Origin of the sequence: Neisseria sp. HMSC056A03, from assembly GCF_001815685.1 — a bacterium.
Lineage (GTDB): Bacteria > Pseudomonadota > Gammaproteobacteria > Burkholderiales > Neisseriaceae > Neisseria > Neisseria subflava.
In genome coordinates this window covers 1-4,313 of the sequence record NZ_KV821601.1, presented here as the reverse complement: position 1 = coordinate 4,313, position 4,313 = coordinate 1, and the positions used below count along the sequence as shown (strand labels likewise).

Genomic DNA, 4,313 nt, shown 5'->3' with positions numbered 1-4,313 from the left:
GTCTGAAAACTGGATTTCAGACGGCCTTTACACTAAGAGGTTTTCAGACGACGTTTGAGGTCGTCTGAAAGTTTGAAACAATGGTTTAACACCAAAAAACGCGTGCGTGCGTACCGCACACACCTTTGTATATCTATTTTTTTAATCCTTATATATATTTTCTTAATTTATCTCGAAAATATATAAAACTAGGAGAGTTATTAGCATCAACATTCATATACGGACTTATTTCACGTGCCCATTCTGATTTTAACTTTCCAATTTCTTGGGAACCTTTCTTTTTAAGTGCTGCCGCCCCTCCTTTATAAATCATATCAGCCAATTTTTCCCATGTACCACAAATAGAATCATTTTGATATGAATTATAAACTTGTTCTTTTGCATGATGATAAGCTTGTTTAATTGCTCCAAAATCACCCAATAGCCAAGCCTCTCCCTCTTCAATAGCAATACAAAATTCTGTTTGCGGTTTATTTTGACAAGAATTCAGAACGTTTAATAATTCACTTTTAAAGTTTGCAAGAGTTCTATCATCTAAATCACATACCACAAAAAGAACAGCTTGATAATTTTGCCATGACTGAGCATATCCATTTATAAGTTTTGGTAGGTTATTTAAAAGAGTTTTTGTTTTTGCATTATTTGCATTTAAATTTTTAGGAATATGACCTATTCCTTTATATGAATGAATTTCAAATGTATGCTCACTACCAATAATTTTAGGAACAAGTATTGTTAATGCTTCTTCCCCCGATTTATCTTCAACTAAAATTTCGAAATGCATAAACTTGCTCTCAATTAATCTAAATATTCGCTATACCAAAGACTACCTAATGGCAATCCTTCATTTACCAAATTCTTAATTAACTCATTTTCACTGGCTCTACGAATGTAAGAAAAACCATCTTCCTTTTTCTCTAAAATCCAAACTTCATCAGGTTCTAAGGCATCTACGAAATATGGTTGATGGGTAGTGACAAATACTTGTGAACCATCTTTTCGATTACTTGCATGTTCTCGAAATTCTCCTGCAAGAGACTCTAGCAGTTTATGATATAATCCATTTTCCGGCTCTTCAATACATAAAAAAGGGGGGGGATTTGGATCTTCTAGTAATAACATATAAGCAAAAACTTTTAATGTCCCATCAGACATTTGCTGTGCAAAAAAAGGGTCTTTAAAACCTTTATCATTAAATTTTAAAAGTAGTCTGCCATCGTTAGTTTTCTCTGTAGAAATTTTTTCAATTCCTGGAATTTTCTTAGCGATTTTATTCAAAATCCCTTGGAATTTTTTTGTGTACTCCCTTTCCATATATTGAACAACATTTCCTAAATTATCTCCGTGAATATTCAAGTGTTTTTGAGGACCAGCCAAAGGAAGGCTACGGGCTGCATCGGGAGTGAAGTAACTTAAATACCAACCTTCAATGAATTGCCGAAATGCAGAAATTCTAGGATGTTGGGTTAATGATCCAAGAGTAGCAATTCCTAATCGACGTTTATCTGTTAATTCAACAACTTCAGTTTCTTTTGATTCTTCATTACTATTTCTTTGTAAAGACTCAATAAAATTGGCTATATCAAAAGCATCATCAACCTGTTTCCCTTCCTGCTCCCCTTTCCAAACAACTCCTTTTCCATCATCTAAAATCAAAAATGAGAAAGGCCTTCCATTTTTTTGTCCTTTCCTACGTTGCCTCAATCTCTCCTTAGAGACAAAGGGTCTACCAGTATTATCAACATCAAATGAAACTTCATAGGTTATTGGTCTAGCATTTCCATCTTCTTTATAATAAATCTCAAATTCTATTTGTCCCTCTTGACCCTTAGAAAATAAACGTTCATATCCACCTCTTCCTTGTTTATCGCAGGCTTCCTCTACGCCAAACTTCAAACAATCCGATAGAAAACCAAATGCATCAAAAATAGTGCTCTTCCCTACACCATTTTTTCCAATTACGGCAGTTAGTGGAGTCAATGGTTTACTTTTCTGTTGATTCCATAGCTTCCCCAATGTAACATCTTTAAGAGAACCAAAATTCTTAATACGGAAACCTTCAATTTTTGCCATTTTTTAATTCCTATAAAAAATCAATTATATAAAACCTACTCTACCCCAAAAAGTAGATTTTCTTTAATCCCACGTATTCTATCACGAAGAACAGCAGCCTCTTCAAACTGCAAATCCCTAGCCGCCTGCTGCATGGCTTTTTCCAGTTTGGCGATTTCTTTAATCGCGTCTTCTTCGTTGTGAATCTCGCCGACTTTAACCTTGTTCTTACCTTTACCTTTCAGACGACCCTTGCCGCCGTCTTCTTCGTGGTACACGCCGTCGATGATGTCTTTGACTTGTTTTTTAATCTGCTGCGGCACGATACCGTGTTCTTCGTTGAATTTAATCTGTTTTTCGCGGCGGCGTTCGGTTTCGTCGATGGCGGCTTTCATGGAGTCGGTGATTTTGTCGGCGTACAGGATGGCGACGCCGTTCACGTTGCGCGCGGCACGGCCTATGGTTTGAATCAGGCTGCGGTGGGAGCGCAGGAAGCCTTCTTTGTCGGCGTCGAGGATGGCGACGAGGGAGACTTCGGGGATGTCGAGGCCTTCGCGCAAGAGGTTGATGCCGACGAGTACGTCAAACAGTCCGAGCCGTAAATCTCTAATGATTTCAACGCGCTCTACGGTGTCGATGTCGCTGTGCAGGTAGCGCACTTTGATGCCGAGTTCGCTGTAATAATCGGTGAGTTGCTCCGCCATGCGTTTGGTGAGGGTGGTAACGAGCACGCGTTCGCCTTTTTGGATGCGGTCGTTGATTTCGCTCATTAAATCGTCGACTTGGGTGGCGACGGGGCGGATGATGATTTGGGGGTCGACTAGCCCTGTGGGGCGGACGACTTGTTCGACCACTTGTCCGGCGTGTTCTTCTTCGTATTTGGCGGGGGTGGCGGAAACGAAGATGGTTTGCGGCATGACTTTTTCAAATTCGTGGAATTTGAGCGGGCGGTTGTCGCGGGCGGAAGGCAGGCGGAAGCCGTAGTCTACGAGGTTTTGCTTGCGCGATGCGTCGCCTTTGTACATGCCGCCGATTTGGGTGACGGTAACGTGGCTTTCGTCGATGAACATGATGGCGTTGTCGGGCAGGTAGTCCATCAGTGTGGGCGGCGGTTCGCCTTCTTTTTTGCCGGAGAAGTGGCGGGAGTAGTTTTCGATGCCTTTGCAGAAGCCCATTTCGTAGAGCATTTCGAGGTCGAAGCGGGTGCGCTGTTCGATGCGCTGTTGCTCGACGGGGCGTTGTTCGCGGGCAAAAAATTCGATGCGTTCGCGCAATTCTTCTTTGATGGACTCGCAGGCGCGCAATACGGTGTCGCGCGGGGTAACGTAGTGGCTGGATGGGAAGACGGTGTAGCGGCCGACGCGCTGGTGCAGGCTGCCTGAAAGAGGGTCGAACATATCGAGGCGGTCGATTTCGTCGTCGAACAGGCTGATGCGCAAGGCGTTTTCGGAGCTTTCGGCGGGATACACGTCAATCACGTCGCCGCGCACGCGGAAGCTGCCGCGTTTGAAGTCCAAATCGCCGCGTTCGTACTGCATGGAGACAAGGGTGGAGATGATGTCGCGCTGGGCGATGGTGTCGCCTTCTTTGACGGACAACACCATTTGTTGATACTCGGTCGGGTCGCCGATACCGTAAATGGCGGACACGGTAGCGACGATAATCACGTCGTCGCGCGTCATCAGGTTTTTGGTGGCGGAAAGGCGCATCTGCTCGATGTGTTCGTTAATCGCGCTGTCTTTTTCGATGAACAAATCGCGGCTGGGCACATAGGCTTCGGGTTGGTAATAGTCGTAGTAGGAGACGAAATATTCCACCGCGTTTTCGGGGAAAAACTCGCGCATTTCGGCATAAAGCTGGGCGGCAAGGGTTTTGTTGTGCGCCATGATGATGGCGGGTCGGCCGCTTTGGGCGATGACGTTTGCCATGGTGTAGGTTTTGCCCGAACCGGTTACGCCGAGCAGGGTTTGATAGGCCAGGCCGTCTGAAAGCCCTTCGAGCAGGCCGGCAATGGCGGCAGGCTGGTCGCCGGCGGGTGGGAAGGGTTGGTGGAGTTTGAAAGGGGAATCGGGGTATTGGATGACTTCCATAAGACGGCCTGTTTTATGTTCAGGTAAAGAGAAGATTATAACAAAGGGCCGTCTGAAAATTGATAGTGTGCCAATCTGACGAGACTAAATATTTCATCTCCTTCCTTAGCTAACTGAGATTGGTTGTGTTAGCAGGAACAATACTTGGATGCTGGGCTGGGTCAGCTGGAG

The 4,313-nt window shown here is 44.4% G+C and carries 3 protein-coding genes; all 3 read right to left on the bottom strand.

The features are described from left to right. Window positions 1-148: 148 nt before the first annotated feature. From HMPREF3052_RS03200 to uvrB, 3 genes are read right to left on the bottom strand one after another with little or no spacing between them, the layout of a single operon-like run. Window positions 149-784: a DUF4276 family protein gene (locus HMPREF3052_RS03200; protein ID WP_070748489.1), complete on the bottom strand. Its 636-nt coding sequence runs from the start codon at window positions 782-784 to the stop codon at window positions 149-151. Window positions 785-798: 14 nt separating this feature from the next. After that, entirely contained in the window at window positions 799-2,073 is a 1,275-nt protein-coding gene (locus tag HMPREF3052_RS03195; RefSeq protein WP_070748485.1) for an AAA family ATPase, read from the bottom strand. A 35-nt stretch (window positions 2,074-2,108) separates the two neighbouring features. Beyond that, window positions 2,109-4,142 carry an excinuclease ABC subunit UvrB gene (uvrB, locus tag HMPREF3052_RS03190; RefSeq protein ID WP_070748483.1) on the bottom strand — a complete coding sequence of 678 codons (2,034 nt, stop codon included), beginning with the start codon at window positions 4,140-4,142 and terminating at the stop codon, window positions 2,109-2,111. Window positions 4,143-4,313: the final 171 nt, after the last annotated feature.